The organism is Halorubrum yunnanense (assembly GCF_026586675.1).
Classification (GTDB): Archaea; Halobacteriota; Halobacteria; order Halobacteriales; family Haloferacaceae; genus Halorubrum; species Halorubrum yunnanense.
Window position 1 is genome coordinate 11891 of the sequence record NZ_JAODIX010000003.1, and the last position, 16834, is coordinate 28724.

The window sequence follows — 16834 nt, forward strand, 5'->3', positions numbered from 1 at the left end:
CGAGGTTGGGGAGGCGTGGGGTGCGGTGCTGTGCGGTTGGGTGGGACTCAAAGGGGCAGCCGGCGAGGCGGGCGCAGGCGACACAAGCACCGCAAGGAGCGAGTGTAACGAGCGACTGAGGAGCGCAGCGAGCGTGCGCCCGCCTCGCCGGCTGGGGCTTTGGAGATGTTCACCGCAGAGCCGTCCACCATTTATAAGTAGCCGACAGCAACACCACTCGGTCACGTATAACCGACCCCACTCGCGATGTACTATACCTACTCCCGCTATCTCTCACTTCCGGCTCCGTACCGGTGTTAAAAAATCGCGTCGTCGACCGCTCGTTACCGACGGCCCGCCTCGTCTAGCACTCCGACCAGCCGCACGACTCGCACGTCTTGCAGCCCTCGGAGTAGTAGAGGTTCATGCCCCCGCAGTCGGGACACTCGGGCGACTCGCCCGCCGCGATGAGCTCCTGCATCGCGTCGTCGGCGCCCGCCGCGTCGTCCTCGGTCGCCGGGCCGGGCCCGTTCGCGTTCGGGGCGTCGACCGCGTCCACAGCGCCGCCGTCGGTCTGGCTCGTCGGCTCGCTCGCCAGGTCGCGCTCGACGTCGTCGAGGCTCTGCTGTTGCGGGATCCCCTTCTCGATCTCGTCGTCGAGGTAGCGGCGGAGCGCGGTACCGATCGCGTCGGGGATCGACTGGATCTGCTCGCCCTTGTCCCACGCGACCTTCGGGCTCCGGGTGCCCTGTAGCTCGTCGACGATCTCCTCGGGGTCGACGCCCGAGCGGAGCGCCGTCGAGATGACCTTCGCGAGGGCCTCGGTGAAGGAGTTGGTGTAGCCGCCGGAGTGGCCGATGTTCGCGAACAGCTCGAACGGCCGGCCGTTCTCGTCCTCGTTGATGGTGACGTACAGCTTGCCGTACCCCGTCTCGACGCGCTGGGTGACCCCGTTCAGGGAGTCGGGGCGCGGGCTGCGCTCGCTGTAGTCGATCTGCGGCTGCTCGCTCGCCTCGAGCAGGTCCGAGATCTCCGCGTCAATCGCGGCTTGGACGTCCTCGTTGTCGAGGAACGCCTCGACGCCCCCGAACACCTCGCCGATCTGCTCGACGATCGCCTCGGCCGCCTCGCTCTCGTCGGCGAACTCCGCGTTCTTCGCGCGCGTCGTGAGCACCTGCTTCGAGCGGGTGCCGTCGCGGTAGACGGTGACGCCCTTCCCGCCGTGGTCGTAGATGTAGCGGTACACGTCCTCCATCTCCTCGGCGGTGGCGTCGTTCGGGAAGTTACACGTCTTCGAGATGGCGGAGTCGACGCCCTCCTGACACGCGCACTGGACCGCCGCGTGCTGCTTGCCCGAGAGGTCGCCGGTGACGACGAACAGCTCGCCAATCGCCTCCGGGACCGTCTCCAGCCCGTCCACGCCGTCGAACTCGTTTTCGGCCATCTGCGTCTGGGCCTCCTGCTTGACGGCGTCGACGTCGACGTCGTTCGCCTCCAAGGTGCGCAGGAAGTAGTCGTCGAACTCGACGAGCATCTCGTCGCCCTGGACGTCGTCGGAGACGTTCTTGTAGAAGGCGACGTTGTAGATGGGCTCGCAGCCCCCGGTGGTGTTCCCAATCATCGACGTCGTGCCCGTGGGCGCGATCGTCGTCGTGTTGTGGTTGCGGATCGGGAACCCGTCTTCCCACTCGTCGGCGTCGAGCCCGGTGTAGTGCTCGAACCAGTCGCGGTACTCCGTGGGGTTCGCGTACTTCGACTCCTCCCAGTCGCTGAACGTCCCGCGCTCCTGCGCGAGCTCGTGGGAGGCCTGCTTCGACGCGTGGTTGATGTGGGTCATCAGCTGGCGGGCGACCTCGTTGCCCTCCTCGGTGCCGTACTGGATCCCCAGCTGGATGTACAGCTGGGCGAGCCCCATGATCCCCAGGCCGATCTTCCGCATATCCCGGACCTTCTCCTCGATTTTGTCGACCGGGAAGTCCGACATCGTCACGACGTTCTCGAGGAAGCGGGTGCCGTAGTCGATCCGCTCGTCGAACTCCTCGAAGTCGATCGCCTCGTCGAGGAACGCCGACATGGCGGCCTCCTGCGAGTCGTACTCGTCGGCGTGCTCGGCGGACCAGACGCGCCAGTCCGGCGCGTCCTGCGCCGCGAGCGTCGAGAGGTTGATGTGACCGAGGTTACACGCCTCGTACTCCTCCAACGGTTGCTCGCCGCAGGGGTTTGTTGCGAGAATTCTATGGTCTGGATTTTCTTCTACATCGAACGAATGTTCCTTGTTGACGCGTTCGAGGTAGATGACGCCCGGCTCGCCGTTCTCATGGGCGCCCTCGATCATGTCGTCCCACAGCTCCTGCGCCGGGATCGAGAGCTCCTCGCCGACCTCGACGTACTCGCCGAGGCCGAACATGTCGTAAATCTCCTTCGTCTCGGGGGTCGCGACGTGCGGCTCCTCCGTGCGGGGATTGGTGAAGGTGAACTCCTCGTCGTTGTACAGCGCCTCCATGAAGTCGTCGGTGACGCCGACGCTGATGTTGAAGTTCGAGAGGTGGCCCTCGACGGCGTTCCGGAGGTGCTCGGGCACCTTCCCGTCCTCGTCGATGAGTTCCCGGGCCTCCTCTAAGGCGTCCGCGAAGGAGTTGTGCGTGAAGTCGTCGGGGTCGTTCAGGCGCAGCGAGTGGGCCAGCGAGACGTCCTTGTTCTTCGCGTGGATGAACTGGATAACGTCGGGGTGCGAGACGCGCATGACGCCCATCTGGGCGCCGCGGCGCGCGCCGCCCTGCGCGATTGTCTCGCACATCTGGTCGAACGTCCGCATGAACGTGATCGGCCCGGAGGCGATGCCGCCGGTCGAGCCGACGGAGTCGCCGTACGGGCGGAGCTTCCAGAAGGCGTACCCCATGCCGCCGCCGGACTGGAACACCTCGGCCGCCTCCTTGGCGGTCTGGTGGATGTCGGTGATGTCGTCCTCGGGCGAGTCGACGAAGCAGGCGGAGAGCTGCTGGAGCTCGTCGCCCGCGTTCATCAGGGTCGGCGAGTTCGGCATGAACGAGAGCCGTTCCATCCCGTCGCGGAACCGGTCCGCGGTCGCCTCGACGTGCTCGCGCACGCCCTCGGGCAGCTCGGGGACGACAGTGTCGTACGCGAACTTGTTGACGTTGTGCGCGGTCAGCGTCGTCTCCGCCTCGTCCTCGGCGGTGGTCCCCGCGCCGAAGACCTCCTCAGCGAGCTCGTCGCGCCGCGGGTGGTCGGGCTTCAGCTGGTCGGGCGTGACCGTGACCTCGACGTCCTGGTTGTCGGCCTCGAAGACCGCCTCCGCGAGCGCGACGTTGCGCGCGACGCGGTCGAACAGCTCCTCGGGGCTCTCGATGTTCTCCCCGTCCGCGTTCTTCCGGAGGTACCGCGCGGGCAGGATGTTGTGGTAGGCGTTGGCGGTGAGGCGCTCCTCCATCGTCTCGCCTGTGGTTCGTTTGATCGGCAGTTCGAGTTCGTCGGCGGCGACGCCGTCGCTGCTCATTCGACGGCCACCCCGCTCGGTTGACGTGCGTTCTGGCTCATATATTGTGTCTACGTACTGTCGCAGCAGGCACTTTTGTGTTCCGCTCCCGGCCCGGATAGGTGGCTACCTGTTCGATTCGGTATGTAATTCCCGGTCCGCGTCTCTGACGCCGGATTCGATTACGTTACGATGCCACGTGTTCCGGACACATAAGCATGGCCAGAGCGGAGTGAAACTGATCACCTCGGCGCGAAACCGACGGAAGCGGCGACTCTCCCACCGGAACAAAAGGGGGGTTGATCGCCCCCGATTTCCGGTGTACCGTTCCGTGTTACCGCGATTCCGACCGTCGAGAGCGAGACCCCTATCGATCTGCTGTCACAGTAACTGCCAGGATATCTATCAGAATTCGACAATTGCCGGCGTGGCGTCTCCCCCACAAGCTTATACCGGACGTCCTCGTGGGCCCGGACATGACCGCATCGCTCGCCCCGTTGGTATCGTCGCTCCCGCTTCAGGCCGGGCTCCTGGCCAGTCAAGCGGGGCAGCTGCTCGTCGCCCTGGTCGCTGTCGCGATCATTATCGTCGTCGGCAAGTTTGTACTGAAGCTCGCGTGGCGGCTGGTCACGATCGGGATCGTGCTCGTCGCCGCGTTCTTCCTGCTGTCGACGATCGGACTGATTTAAAAGGAACCCGCGGCCGCGACCGATTCGGGGCGAATCGAGTCGCTCGACCGGGCCGACCCCCACGCTCCGATTACTGGAAGGCGCCGCCGGGCTCGGCGTCCGTGCGGTCCACGTCCGACCGCTGGAACTGCTCTTCGATCTCCGCGTAGCGCTCCCGCGTCTCGGGAGTGACGCTCGGGTTCACCTCGTTCAGCGCGTCCTCGAAGTGGGCCATCGTCACGCGGACGTTGCCCACGGACTCGCCGATCTCCTCGGACGTGACGCTGCCGATGAACTCCCGGGAGGCGTTCATCGACGCCTCGCGCGCGACCGCCTCGAGGTCGGCGCCGACGTACCCCTCCGCCCGCCGGGCGACCGCGTCCAGGTCGACGTCGTCGGCCAGGGGCTTGTCCCGGGTGTGGACCTCCAGGATCTTCCGGCGCGCCCCCTCGTCCGGCACGGGTACGTGGACGTGGCGGTCGAGGCGGCCGGGCCGGAGCAGCGCCGAGTCGATGAGGTCGGGGCGGTTGGTCGTCGCGACGACGACGACGTCCTCCAGCGACTCGAGCCCGTCAAGCTCGGTCAACAGCTGGGAGACGACGCGCTCGCCGACGCCGGAGTCGCCGGAGTTCGTGCCGCGCTCGGTCGCGATCGAGTCGATCTCGTCGAAGAACACGATCGTCGGCGCGTTCTCGCGGGCCTTGCTGAACACCTCGCGGACGCCCTTCTCGGACTCGCCCACGTACTTGTTCAGCAGCTCCGGCCCCTTGATCGAGATGAAGTTCGACTCCGCCTCGTTGGCGACGGCCTTCGCGAGCAGGGTCTTCCCCGTGCCCGGCGGGCCGTACAGCAGGACGCCTTTGGCGGCCTGCATGTCGAGCTCCTCGAACACTTCGGGGTACTCGAGCGGCCACTGGATCGTCTCGCGGAGGCGCTCTTTCGTCCCCTCCAAACCGCCGACTTGGTCCCAGCTGACGTCCGGGACCTCGACGAACACTTCGCGGAGGGCAGAGGGCTCGATGCCCTTTATGGCCTGCTTGAAGTCGTTCTCGGTGACCTGGATGGAGTTCAGCACGTCGGCGTCGATCTCGTCGCTCTCGAGGTCGAGCTCGGGGCGGATCCGGCGCAGCGCGTGCATCGCGGACTCCTTCGCGAGCGACTCGAGGTCGGCCCCGACGAAGCCGTGGGTGTTCTCCGCGTACTCGTCTAAGTCGATCCCGTCCACGAGCGGCATGTTCCGCGTGTGGACCTGCAGGATCTCCTTGCGCCCGTCGCGGTCGGGGACGCCGACCTCGATCTCGCGGTCGAAGCGCCCGCCCCGCCGGAGCGCGGGGTCGATGGCGTCGACGCGGTTAGTCGCGCCGATGACGACGACCTCGCCGCGGTCCTCGAGCCCGTCCATCAGCGAGAGCAGCTGGGCCACGACGCGCCGTTCGACGTCGCCGCCGGCCTCCTCGCGTTTGGGCGCGATCGAGTCGAGCTCGTCCATGAAGATGATCGAGGGCGCCTCCTCTGAGGCCTCCTCGAACACCTCACGGAGCTGCTCTTCGCTCTCGCCGTAGTACTTCGACATGATCTCCGGCCCGGAGATCGTGTGGAAGTTCGCGTCGATCTCGTTGGCGACGGCCTTCGCGATCAGCGTCTTCCCCGTGCCCGGCGGGCCGTGCAGGAGCACGCCCTTCGGCGGGTCGATGCCGAGCCGCTTGAACAGCTCCGGGTGCCGCATCGGCAGCTCGATCATCTCGCGGACCTGCTCGAGCTCGCCGTCGAGCCCCCCGATATCCTCGTAGGTGACGTCCGGGCCCTCGCTGGCCCCGTCGGCGCCCTCGCTCTGCTCGGTGAGCTCCTCGGCGGAGACCTCGGAGATCTCGATCTCGGTGTCGTCGGTGATGACGACCGTCCCCGACGGGGTCGTCGAGGCGACCTTCATCGGGACCGCCTGCGACTGGCCGCCCATCAGGCCGAAGCCCATCGACGTGCGGATCGTCTGCCCCTCGGTCACCGGCTGGCCGGAGAGCTTGTCGCGGATGAACGGGGCGATCTGCCCGCGAACGCGAAGCTGGCTCGGGAAGGCGATCGTGACCGACTCCGCCCGGGAGACGTCGACCGACTCGACCGTCACGCGGTCGTCGATCCCGACGTTCGCCTGCTGGCGGAGTCGCCCGTCGATGCGCACGACGCCGCTGCCGTCGTCCTCCGGGTAGCCGGGCCAGACGCGGGCGATCGCGGCCCCGTCCGAGCCCTCGACGCGGACGATGTCGCCGCCGGAGAGCCCCAGCTCCTCGGCCGCGACGCGGTCGATCGCCGCGAGGCGGCGACCGGCGTCCTTCTGCTTGAGGGGTCTGACGGTGAGTTTCATCGCTCGCCCTCCGTCGTGTCGTCCTCGGCCGTGTCGTCCTCGGCCGTGTCGTCCTCGAGCGCGTCGCCCTCGACCGTGACCACGCCGTTCGCGACTGCGGTCGAAGTCGCCGCCCCTGGTAGTTCGAACTCCGACTCGGCCGGCTCGCCCTCGCCCTCGACGACGACGATCGCGGTCTCGCCGACCGCGTCGACGCTCACGTTTGCGGCGTCGGCGCCCAGGTCGGCAGCGACGATCCACCCGTCCTCGTACTCGAACCGGCGGAGCAGCGGGCCGTCTCCGGTCGAGCGGGTCTGTTGGTGATTCATGCTAACTACAAGTTAGGCGCGAGGATATATAAATCCATCGCTAAAAATCGCATGACGTGAGATTTCACGCGACGTATCGGTAGTGTTGCGGTTCGGGGTCTCTCGGGGACGGGCCCGGCCGCGGTCTCTTCGCGCACTACGGCGTCGCTGCCCGCCCGACTTTATTAGCTCACGGGCGGGAGAACGGGTATGGAACGGGTCACCCACGACGGCCGCGACACCGCGTACCGCGTCTCCGACCGCGGGGGCGGCGGGCCGACGGTCTGTTTCGTCCACGGAAGCGGCGGGAGCAAGGACGTCTGGAAGGCGCAGGCGCGCCTGGGCGACCGGTTCCCGGCCGTCGCCCTCGACCTGTCCGGGCACGGCGACAGCGACGACATCGCCAGCGTCGACGTCGACGGCGACCCCGCCGGCCCCGAGACGCTCGACGCCTACGCGGACGACGTTGCCGCGGTCGCGGCGGAGACGGGTGCGACCGTCCTCTGCGGCAACTCCCTCGGCGGCGCCGCGGCGCTGTGGGTCGCCCTGGAGCGCGACCTCGCGCTCGACGGCCTCGTCCTCGCGGGCACGGGCGCGAAGCTCGCGGTCGCCGAGCCGCTGCTGGACGCGCTCGCGACCGACTTCGACCGGGCGATCGACCTGCTCCACGAACACGACCGGCTCTTCCACGACGCGCCGGGGGAGTACGTCGAGCTCTCGAAGGCCGGCATGCGGGAGTGCGGCCGCGCCGTCACCGAGCGCGACTTCCGGACCTGCCACGCGTTCGACGTCCGCGACCGCCTCGACGAGGTCGCGGCGCCGTCGCTCGCGGTCGTCGGCGAGCACGACGCGCTCACTCCGCCGAAGTCCCACGACTACCTCGCGGACCGGATCGGCGACTGCGAGCGCGCGACGGTCGAGGGTGCCGCGCACCTCGCGATGCTCGAACGGCCCGCGGCGTTCAACGCCGCGCTCTCGTCGTTCCTCGAGCGTCGCTCCGGGAGCCCCGAGTAGGGGCGCGAGGGGCCTGCGCGAGCGGGACGGGTCAGTCGACGACTTCGGGGGTGAACGCCGGGACGGGAGGGCTACGCCGAGAGGGGTACGCCCCGCTGAAAAACGAGTGGATCGGACAGGTTACGGTCGCGCGATACCGCCGACGGTCGATGGGTACGTGGTTCGGTCGTCGATGTCGTCGGTACTCACCTCGTGTTGTATGTTATCATCTACCAATAAATAAATGATTCGCCGCCTGGCCGACGCGCGGGAATGTCGACGGCGGCGCAATCGTGGCTAATCGCCGCTACCCGCTGGGCCTGCCGGTACGCTTTTCCGACGCCCCCGTCGACCGTTCGGTAATGGACGGCGACGACTCGGGACGGGGATCCGCCGGATCGAGTCCGCCCCCCGACGAGGCCCGGTTGCCGACTTCGACCGACGGCGCGGGCGAGGCCGCCCCGGGAAGCGGCTCGCGGCCTCCCGACAACCCCGACATCAACGATCTCCTCGCGAAGCTCGACGCCCTGAGCGACACCGTCGACGAGGGGCACGAGCGGGAGAAGGTGCGTCAGACCATCGCGCTCGTCGAGCGGATGCCCGGGAGCTCCGCGTTCAGGTCGCGGATCACGAAGTACACGTCGCGGGACATGGCCGAGGCGTTCGTGGGGGCGGTGATCTTCGCGCTCCCGCTGCTCGTGGAGGGCGGCGTCTTCGAGATCGCGGCGTGGTTCGCCGCGGTGACGCCGGGCGGCGTCCCCGTCTTCCTGCTCGCTCACGTGGGATTCGTGCTGGTCATGACCGGCGGGCTGCTGTACTTCGCCGACTTCCGACAGATCGAGATCCGGCACCCGATCTTCGGGCTCATCCCGCGGCGATACGCCGGCATCCTGCTCGTCTCGCTGTTCACGTCCGTGCTCATGATGGTCCTCTGGGGGCGGCTCCATGAGGGCGACCCCGCCGCGCTCGAACGGGTCTCGCGCGTGGCGGTCGTCTGGGCCGGGGCCGCGTTCGGCGCCAGCCTCGGCGACATCGTGCCGGGCGAGTCGCAGGGCGAGGACATCAACCACCTCGACTTCGACGACATCGACCTGGAGTTCAACCGCGGCGACTGACCCGCGCCGATCGCGGCGCCTCCCCCGGCTCGGCAGCTCGTCTCGGTCCCCCCTTTCCACACCTTTTTCGCCGCGGCGACCGTACTCGGCTGCATGTCAGCGCTACGTGACGCGCTCCGGGACCTCCCGGACGCGGTGTTTGCGGACCTGCTCGAATCAGACGACGGGTACGTCCTCGTCGTCGACCTCCCCGGTGCGACCGCGGAGACGACCGAGGTGCTCGCCGAGGACGGCCGGATCGTCATCGAGGGCCGCCGCGACAAGGGGGTGCCCGAGGGGTTCCGGTACGTCCGCGAGGACCGCCCGCTGTTCCTCGACGCGGAGCTCCCGCTTCCGGGCGACGCGGACGGTAGCGGCGCGGACGCCGAGATGGACCGCGGGGTCCTCGAGGTCACGATCCCGAAGCGGACCGGCGACGCCTCTCGCACCATCCCGGTCGACGACGCCGACGGGAGCGACGCCTGACGGGTGGTCACGCTGGTTAACCTTCGCGCCTACTGGCGGTTCTTCGTGGTCTTCCGAAAATTCTCGCCGCTGATCCTCGCCTACTGGCGGGACCGGAAGCGGTACTTCCTCTTCGGCGGGGGCCGCGAGGTCGACGCGGAGACCCAGCGCGAGCGCGCCGCGACCCTCCTCGACATCCTGCTCACCCTCGGCCCGACGTTCATCAAGCTCGGACAGATCCTCTCGACGCGGCCCGACATCCTCCCGCCGGCCTACATCGAGGTGTTAGAGGGGCTCCAAGACGACGTGCCGCCCGCCCCGTGGGAGGAGTCGCGGGTCGTCCTCGAAGAGGAGTTCGGCCCCGTCGACGAGACGTTCGACGACTTCGACCGCGACCCGATAAGCGGTGCGAGCCTCGGGCAGGTGTACACCGCCCGCTACGAGGGGGACGAGGTCGCCGTGAAGGTCCGCCGGCCGGGGATCGAGTCGCTCGTCGAGGCCGACCTCCGGACGATCCGCTGGTCGATCCCCCTCGTCAAGCGGTTCACCGGCAGCGGCCGGGCGTTCTCGCTCGAGAACCTCGCCGACGAGTTCGCGAAGACGATCCGCGAGGAGATGGACTACGAGCGCGAGCGCGCGATGCTCGAGGAGATCCGCGGCAACTTCGCCGGCAACGAACGGATCCGGATCCCCACCGCCTACGAGGAGGTCTCCGGGCCCCGCGTGCTCACGATGGAGTACGTGCCGGGGGTGAAGATCAACCGGCTCGACGACCTCGACGCGGCGGGGTTCGACCGCAACGCCATCGCCGAGACGCTCCAGGAGGTGTACCTCCAGATGATCATCGACGACGGCGTGTTCCACGCCGACCCCCACCCAGGGAACCTCGCCGTCGACGACGACGGCGCCGTCATCTTCTACGACTTCGGGATGTCCGGACGCGTGGACCCGTTCATCCAGGAGAAGATCATCGAGTTCTACGTCGCCGTCGCCCGGCAGGACATCGACGCCATCCTCGACACCCTGATCGCGATGGGGACGCTCTCGCCGGAGGCCGACCGCGAGGTGATGGGCAACGTGATGGAGCTGGCCATCGCCGACGCCAGCGGTGAGGACATCGAGCAGTACCAGGTGAACCAGATCATCGAACAGGTGGAGTCGACCATCTACGAGTTCCCCCTCCGACTCCCTCCGGACCTCGCGCTGGTGTTGCGCGTCGCGACCGTCGTCGAGGGGGTCTGCGTCACCCTCGACCCCGAGTTCGACTTCATCTCGACGGCGACCGACTACCTCAGGGACGAGGGGTACTACGAGCAGACCGCCCGGGACCTCGCCGAGGACGCCGGGCGACAGGTCCAGCGCACCACCGAGGCGCTGTTCAGCGTCCCGCCGAAGGCCGACGATTTCCTTGAGCGGGCGAACCGCGGCGACCTCCACGTCGACGTCACGATCGAGGACGACTCGAACGTCCTCGACAAGCTCGCGATGCGAATCGCCTACTCGGTGCTGCTCGCGGTCGGCGTCCTCTCCGCGACGATCCTCTACTCGTTCGCCGACGCGTGGCGGATCGCGGGGGTCGTCCTCCTGCTCGCCGTCCCGCTCGCCATCGCCCTCTACCGCTCGTTCCGGGAGAAGCGCGGCATCCGCACCACGCCGCAGTTCACCAGACAAGGGATGAAAAAGCGACGCGAGGACTGACAGAGCCCTGGCGGGTCGTCAGCCCGAGACAACTTGGATGGGGACGAGCAAGAAACAGAGCGCCCCGAGCGCGAACGTCGCGAGGCCGACGGCGAACCGGGCCCATCCCAGCCGCTCTTCGTCGTCGGGGTCCGCGGGTCCGTTGAACGCGATCACGAGCGAGAACACGCCCCAGAACCCCCAGAGCCCGACCGACTCGTCGATACCGAGGCCGCGCCAGAAGTAGAGGTACGCGGCGATCGAAAAGAGCGCGCCGGGGACGAGCGCCGCGACCGTCTCCTGGCGCGGGCCGACCATCGCGCGCACGATGTGCCCCCCATCGAGCTGACCGACGGGGAGGAGGTTCAGGAGGGTGAAGAACATCCCGACCCAGCCGCCGATGACCACCGGGTGCGCCGTGAGCGTCGGGTCGTCGTACGCCGTCGGCTGCCCGATAAGCGCGGCGATGATATCCAGCAGCGGCGGGTTGTTGAAGCGGATCATCGTCCCGGAGGCGTTCGCGAGCTCCGCCGGGACCCGGATCGGGTCGAGCGAGAGCCCGACGACGGTGACCACGACGGTGGCGACGAGCCCCGCGAGCGGTCCGGCCGCGCCGATGTCGAACAGCACCTTCCGGGAGGGCATCCGCCCGCGCATCCGGATCACCGCGCCGAGCGTGCCGAACGGGAAGACAAACGGGATGACGTACGGCAGTGAGACGCTGACCCCGTGGTACCGGCCGGCGGCGTAGTGGCCAAGCTCGTGGGTCATCAGCACGCCGAGCACGGCCGCGGTGAACGGCCAGGCTCGCAGAATCGTCAGGGGGTTCGCGGCGATCTCCTCCCAGCCGACGTAGTACCAGCCGTACGCGCCGACGAACAGGGTGGAACACACCGTGGCCGCGAACAGGGCGACGTTGAGCCACGGAATCCCGTCGCGTCCGCGGTCGAACGGCGTCGCGACGACGACGTGGCCGTCGCCGTCGGCCTCGATATCGACGTCGTAGCCGGCGTCGCGAAACGGCGGAACCAGCTTCCGCAGCAGGGTGCGCTCCGGGACGTACGACTCGCCGACGTACCGGACGCGCCCGTCCTCCCGGCGCACCTCGTCGATTCGGAAGAACGTCCGCAGCGGCTCCGGACGCGGGACGTCGAGGGTCGCCGACGCCTCCCCGTCCTCGTGTTCTGGCATCGTCGGTCGTAGCTGGTCGGCGAGTATAAACCCCGCGTCGACGGTGATGCGGGTCGACGCGCGGCTGCCGCCGACCGACGTCACGTCGCAGCGATCTGGAGAACGGTCGACCCCCGGAGGGCGGGGGCCGCGTTCGCGGAGAGAAAGCGGGGACGCGCGAGAGCGCGCGGTTCGTAGGTCGTCGCCGTTCGGCGGTCCTCGGTCAGGCGGGTTCGATGCGCCAAGTCGTCGCACCCGTGTACGACCACTTCTCGACGGTGAGCTCCGTGGCGGAGTCGCGGAGCTTCACCATCAGGGCGCCGATCTCCTTCGGCGAGAGGTCGACGTCGTCGGCGATGAACTTCCCCTTGAAGTACATCTCGCCGTCCTCGGCGCGGTCGAGCAGGTACCGCTTCAGCCGCTCTTCCTTGCTGAGGTCGTCGGTGGGGTTCGCATTCGCGGAGGGGTTTGCAGTCGCGCTCATAGTACACTCCTCGCTTATCCCCGGAGGATGTTATAAAGGTGAGACCGTTGGACGGTGTTCAGCGGCTTTCATGGCGTTTCAGGCCGCCCCCAGGGGATAAAACGTGTCTGACGGACCGTTCACAACGGCTTCAAAACGGCTTAGAAATTTTATACTCCAGTTAAAGACGTTAAACGGCCTCCGAGTAATATGGGGCTACTTCGCCTCGGCGAACGATTCACTCCCGGAATAACCTGGAAATATTTCCGGTAACGGTGGGCGGGGTCCGTCTCTCGTCCGGTGCGCGCGCGGCGAAGCGCCGATGCGAGTCGTCGATCGGGTCACGCGGGGCGACGAGCCCCTATGGAGAAGGTCGTGGCCGCGAGGCCATTGTTCCTGGCCGTCTCCGATCTCGAGCGACGCCGGCCCCGGGAACGAGCGCCGGTCAGTCGCGCCGGTGGACCCAGAACTCCTCGGCCTCGGTGGCCTCCTTCTTGAAGATCGGCACCTCGTCTTTCAGCCGGTCGATCCCGTCCTCGACGGCCCGGAACGCCTCCCGCCGGTGTCCGGCCAGGACGACGACGAAGACGATGTCCTCGTCCGCCTCGATCACGCCCGTCCGGTGGTGCATCCGGACGTCGAACACGCCGTCGCGCTCGGTCAGCTCGGTCCCGATGGCGTCCATTCGCTCCGCGGCCACCCCCTCGTACTTCTCGAACGCCAGGTGGGTGGTACGGTCGTCGTCGGGCGCGTCCTGGGCGCGGACTCGCCCGGTGAACGTCGCGATCGCGCCTGCGCGGTCCGCGCCCGCCGACCGCTCCACGCGTCGCACGAGCGTCTCGCGCGTGATCCACGGATCCGCGGCGTCGAGGTCGGCGACGAGGCGGTCGAGGTCGAGGGCCTCGGGCGCGTCCGCCGCGGCGATCACCGTCCCGGGCACGTCTTCGGCCTCCGCGTCCGCTCCGAGCAGGACCGTCGGGACGCGCAGCCGGGAGTCGCCGACGGCGACGAGGAAGTCGTGATCGGGGGCGAGCCCGTCGAGGAACGCGTCGAGCCCGTCGGCGCTCCCGCGACCGGTCCACCGGCCGTCCTCCCCGAGCGTCACCCGGGTGTCCGCGTCGGTCTGATCCGCCGGCGCCCCGACCGCGACGCCGCCGTCGGTGGCTTCAGCTTCTCCGGTGTCCCCGCCGAGATCGCCGTTCGCGCGGTTCACGACGGCGGTTCGCCCGTCAATCCGGTCGGTGAGCGCCGCCGCCAGGTCCGCCGCGCCCGGGCCCGCGATCGCTATCGGTTGCATACCCCAGGGCGGGGTGCGAGCGGCTTAGGCGTTTCCCGCCGCCGACGGAGCGCCCGGCTCTCTCCGTGAGCCGCCTCCCTCGGAGCCGGCCGCGTCCGGGCTTGATAATCCTTAAGAGCGCGACAGGGGTATGCGACGGTAATGAGAGTCGTCGTTTCTATCGGCGGGAGCGTGCTCGCGCCCGATCTCGACCCCGACCGGGTGGCCGCGTACGCCGGGGCGATCGAGCGGATTGCCGCCGACGGCTGCGAGGTCGGCGTCGTCGTCGGCGGCGGGGGCGTCGCGCGCGACTACATCGAGACGGCCCGCGACCTCGGCGCCAACGAGGTCGAGCTCGACCAGCTCGGCATCGGGACCACCCGACTCAACGCCCGCCTGCTTATCGCCGCGCTCGACGGTCGCGCGAACCTCTCGCCGGCGACAGGGTACGACGAGGCGGCCGCCGCCCTCCGCCGCGGCGAGGTGTCGGTGATGGGCGGCGTCACTCCCGGACAGACGACCGACGCCGTCGCGGCCGCGTTCGCCGAGTCCGTTGACGCCGACCTCCTCGTGTACGCGACGAGCGCGAACGGCGTGTACGACGCCGACCCCAACGCCGAGCCGGACGCCACCCAGTTCGGGTCGGTGTCGCCGGCGGAGCTCGTCGACGTCGTGCTCCCGATGAGCCGGGACGCCGGCGCCTCCGCGCCGGTGGACCTGCTCGCGGCCAAGCTGATCGACCGGGCGGGGATCCGCTCTATCGTCCTCGACGGCACGGACCCGAACGTCGTCGTCGACGCCGTGCTCCGCGGCGACCACACCGGAACCGACGTGATCCCGACCGACACCGACGAGCCGACCTACTGGACGGGGGCGAGCGACGCGTGAGCGGCGACGACTCCCCGCACATCCTCTCGGAGCAGACGAGCGGGACCGACGGCGCCGCGGGGGCCGGCGAGGAGTTCCGCGCCTTCTGGGCCGACGTGGTCGCCGACGAGATCGAGGCCCGCGACCCCGACGAGCCGATCGTTATCAAGGGCGGTGTCTCCCCCTCCGGGGTCGCGCACCTCGGCAACTTCAACGAGATCATGCGCGGCTACTTCGTCGCCGCGGTGCTCCGCGACCGCGGCCACGAGGTCCGGCAGGTGTTCACCTCCGACGACAAGGACCCCCTCCGCAAGCTCCCCCGGAAACTCGCGAACGCCGACGGTGAGATCGTCGGCCTCGGCGAGGTGGACGCGGGCGCGCTTGGCCGCAACCTCGGGCAGCCGTACACCGCGATCCCGGACCCGTTCGGCGAGCGCGAGTCGTACGCGGCCCACTTCGCCGACCTCCTGAAGGCCGACGCCGACCGGCTGGGCGTCCAGGTCGAGATGATATCGAACACCGAGCTGTACGCCGACGGTGACTTCGACGACGCGACCCGCACGGTCCTCTCCGACCTCGACGGCGTCCGTGAGGTGCTCTCCGAGTACCAGGACAAGGTCGACGGCGAGTACGTCCCGTTCAATCCGGTCTGCGCGGAGTGCGGGAAGGTCACCGAGACGGTCACGGGCGTCGACCTCGACGCGGAGACCGTCGACTACGTCTGCACCGATATGGCGGTCGGCGACGAGGTCATCGACGGCTGCGGCCACGAGGGGACAGCCACGTTCCGCGAGGGGAAGCTCCCGTGGCGCCTGGAGTGGCCCGGGCAGTGGGACGCGCTCGGCGTCGACTTCGAGCCGTTCGGCAAGGACCACGCGGAGGGGTCGTGGCCCTCCGGCGTCGACGTCGCGCGGAACGTCTTCGGGGTCGAACCGCCCGTTCCGATGGTGTACGAGTGGTTCACGCTCAACGGGGAGCCGCTCTCCTCGTCGGCCGGCAACGTCGTCACCGTGCCGGAGCTGCTCGAACTGCTCGAGCCCGCGGTGCTTCGCTACTTCTTCGCGCTCCATCCGAAGAAGGCCCGCGACCTCGATATCGAGCGGCTCGACCAGCTCGTCGACCGGTTCGACCGCTTCGAGCGCGCCTACTTCGGGGAGGTCGACGACGAGGACCTGACCGCCTTCGCCGAGCGCGCCTACCCGTTCGTCGTCGGCCGCGCCGACGACCCGCCAACCGAGAAGCCGGTCCGGCTCCCGTACACGTTCGCGGCGGTCCTCGGGATGGTCGACGACCCCGACTTCCGCGAGCGGCTCGCCCGCGACGAGGGTCACATCCCCGAGGACGCCTCCGAGGAGGTCGTCGACGCCGCGCTCGCCCGCGTCGAGAAGGCGCGCAACTGGGCCGAGCGCACCGGCAACGAGTACGACTACCGACTTCAGACCGACCTGCCGGACGCCGAGTTCGACGACGACGTCGCGGCCGCGCTCGACGACCTCGCCGACTTCGTCGCCGCGGGCCGCGACGGCGACGCGATCCAGGCCGAGATGTACGAGACGGCCCGCGCGCACGACGTCGAGGTCGGCGACTTCTTCGCCGCCGGCTACCGGCTCTTCTTCGACGACACGCAGGGGCCGCGGCTCGGCGAGTTCCTCGGCGAACTGGAGCGCGACTACGTCGTGGCGCGGCTCCGCCGGGAGGCGTAGATGCCGGAGGACCGCTCGCTCGACGAGTTCGCCGGCGGCGGTGTCGACGACGGGCCGGCCGCCGTCGACGACGAGAGAGACGATACCGACGAGGAGGGTGACGACGCCGACGCGCTCGATGACGCCGACGCCGATCCGGCGACCCCGACCGCAGCCTGGACGACCGGCGGCGCCGCCTGCGATCGGTGCGGCGACTCGGTCGCGCGGCGCTGGCTCGACGGCGACGCCCTCGTCTGTGCCGCCTGCAAGGAGTGGTGACCGCGGCGAGATTTGACATCCTCCCCGCGCTGAAGCGCGAGGATTCCCACGGCACTGCACCGCTGGGTTGGGATGTTTACGG

14 protein-coding genes are annotated in these 16834 nt (G+C 68.8%); 8 read left to right on the forward strand and 6 right to left on the reverse strand.

What is annotated here, in order from left to right:
• Window positions 1-343: 343 nt before the first annotated feature.
• Window positions 344-3493 carry an adenosylcobalamin-dependent ribonucleoside-diphosphate reductase gene (locus tag N5096_RS01070; RefSeq protein ID WP_267662495.1) on the reverse strand — a complete coding sequence of 1050 codons (3150 nt, stop codon included), beginning with the start codon at window positions 3491-3493 and terminating at the stop codon, window positions 344-346.
• Between the two features lie 428 nt (window positions 3494-3921).
• Between N5096_RS01070 and N5096_RS01075 the strand changes: the two genes are divergently transcribed.
• Window positions 3922-4161 carry a DUF8029 family protein gene (locus tag N5096_RS01075; protein ID WP_267662507.1) on the forward strand — a complete coding sequence of 80 codons (240 nt, stop codon included), beginning with the start codon at window positions 3922-3924 and terminating at the stop codon, window positions 4159-4161.
• A gap of 70 nt (window positions 4162-4231) precedes the next feature.
• On the opposite strand, the gene N5096_RS01080 is transcribed toward N5096_RS01075, so the two are convergent.
• Window positions 4232-6499 (reverse strand): CDC48 family AAA ATPase, encoded by a 2268-nt coding sequence (locus tag N5096_RS01080; protein WP_267662496.1) that lies wholly within the window; start codon window positions 6497-6499, stop codon window positions 4232-4234.
• Complete coding sequence (locus tag N5096_RS01085) at window positions 6496-6807, reverse strand: DUF7127 family protein (protein ID WP_267662497.1); 312 nt, start codon at window positions 6805-6807, stop codon at window positions 6496-6498. The genes N5096_RS01080 and N5096_RS01085 overlap by 4 nt, the downstream gene beginning before the upstream one ends.
• Window positions 6808-6996: 189 nt before the next feature.
• On the opposite strand from N5096_RS01085, the gene N5096_RS01090 reads away from it, so the two are divergent.
• The 4 genes from N5096_RS01090 (at window position 6997) to N5096_RS01105 (ending at window position 11036) form a co-directional block, all read left to right on the forward strand.
• Window positions 6997-7800 (forward strand): alpha/beta fold hydrolase, encoded by an 804-nt coding sequence (locus N5096_RS01090; protein ID WP_267662498.1) that lies wholly within the window; start codon window positions 6997-6999, stop codon window positions 7798-7800.
• 341 nt (window positions 7801-8141) lie between these two features.
• On the forward strand, window positions 8142-8894 hold the full coding sequence (locus N5096_RS01095; RefSeq protein WP_267662499.1) for a DUF2391 domain-containing protein: 753 nt from the start codon (window positions 8142-8144) through the stop codon (window positions 8892-8894).
• A gap of 93 nt (window positions 8895-8987) precedes the next feature.
• A complete protein-coding gene (locus N5096_RS01100) occupies window positions 8988-9359 on the forward strand; it encodes an Hsp20/alpha crystallin family protein (protein ID WP_267662500.1) in 372 nt (123 codons plus the stop codon).
• 3 nt (window positions 9360-9362) lie between these two features.
• Entirely contained in the window at window positions 9363-11036 is a 1674-nt protein-coding gene (locus N5096_RS01105; RefSeq protein WP_267662501.1) for an ABC1 kinase family protein, read from the forward strand.
• A gap of 18 nt (window positions 11037-11054) precedes the next feature.
• On the opposite strand, the gene N5096_RS01110 is transcribed toward N5096_RS01105, so the two are convergent.
• The 3 genes from N5096_RS01110 to N5096_RS01120 form a co-directional block, all read right to left on the reverse strand.
• Window positions 11055-12206 carry a site-2 protease family protein gene (locus N5096_RS01110; protein WP_267662502.1) on the reverse strand — a complete coding sequence of 384 codons (1152 nt, stop codon included), beginning with the start codon at window positions 12204-12206 and terminating at the stop codon, window positions 11055-11057.
• A gap of 202 nt (window positions 12207-12408) precedes the next feature.
• A complete protein-coding gene (locus N5096_RS01115; RefSeq protein WP_123113226.1) occupies window positions 12409-12669 on the reverse strand; it encodes a DUF7123 family protein in 261 nt (86 codons plus the stop codon).
• A 424-nt stretch (window positions 12670-13093) separates the two neighbouring features.
• On the reverse strand, window positions 13094-13945 hold the full coding sequence (locus tag N5096_RS01120) for a molybdopterin synthase (protein ID WP_267662503.1): 852 nt from the start codon (window positions 13943-13945) through the stop codon (window positions 13094-13096).
• A 141-nt stretch (window positions 13946-14086) separates the two neighbouring features.
• Between N5096_RS01120 and pyrH the strand changes: the two genes are divergently transcribed.
• The 3 genes from pyrH to N5096_RS01135 are packed head-to-tail and all read left to right on the forward strand — an operon-like array spanning window position 14087 to window position 16752.
• Window positions 14087-14812, forward strand: coding sequence for a UMP kinase (gene pyrH, locus N5096_RS01125; RefSeq protein WP_267662504.1), 726 nt, complete (start codon window positions 14087-14089; stop codon window positions 14810-14812).
• Window positions 14809-16494, forward strand: a complete 1686-nt coding sequence (gene lysS / locus N5096_RS01130; protein ID WP_267662505.1) for a lysine--tRNA ligase — start codon at window positions 14809-14811, stop codon at window positions 16492-16494. The genes pyrH and lysS overlap by 4 nt, the downstream gene beginning before the upstream one ends.
• A complete protein-coding gene (locus tag N5096_RS01135) occupies window positions 16495-16752 on the forward strand; it encodes a DUF7573 domain-containing protein (protein WP_267662506.1) in 258 nt (85 codons plus the stop codon).
• Window positions 16753-16834: the final 82 nt, after the last annotated feature.